Source organism: Vibrio sp. 99-70-13A1, from assembly GCF_013114625.1.
Taxonomy (GTDB): Bacteria; Pseudomonadota; Gammaproteobacteria; order Enterobacterales; family Vibrionaceae; genus Vibrio.
In genome coordinates this window covers 1-601 of sequence record NZ_VTXD01000107.1, presented here as the reverse complement: position 1 = coordinate 601, position 601 = coordinate 1, and the positions used below count along the sequence as shown (strand labels likewise).

1 protein-coding gene is annotated in these 601 nt (G+C 40.8%); it reads right to left on the bottom strand.

The features are described from left to right. Positions 1 to 117: 117 nt before the first annotated feature. Positions 118 to 601: GNAT family N-acetyltransferase (locus tag F0226_RS22395; protein WP_171737697.1), on the bottom strand; the 484-nt coding region annotated here is incomplete at its 5' end.

Sequence of the window (601 nt, the reverse complement as noted above, 5' to 3'; positions counted from 1 at the left end):
ATAACGCCCAATTAAGTAGCTGACAACGCTACCAATGTACTCAAATTTACCACCAAAATCACTGAAGCTAAACCGAGTTGAAAATGCCAAGCGTTGACAGTCTGCTTGAATTGCTTGTTATAAAGCGGACTCTGCGTTTAACGACTTTTCTAGCCACATGGAGCTAATGTACTGACCATTTTTCTTTGCGTACTCATTAAAAACACCAACCTCTCTAAACCCGAAACGTTTATGTAGAGCGATTGAGGCGTCATTTGGCAACGCAATACCTGACAATACTCGATGGATACCGTGCGTGTGAATAGATGAAAACAGTTGAGAATACAGCTTTGAACCTAAACCTTTACCCTTGGCTGCTTGCGCCAAATAAACAGTTACTTCCGCTGTTTCTTCAAATGCGGACATCGCTCTGTACTGCTGGGAACACGCAAAACCAAGTAGCACTTCATTTTCAGTAGCCACATAGAGTTGATACTTACTATCTCGTGAGAACTGTGAAAACCATTGTTGTCGATTTTCTAACGAAAATGGGGACTCTTCAAAACGTGCATTTGTATGTTCAATATAGAAATTAAAAATATCAGTGATACCCGCTACATCC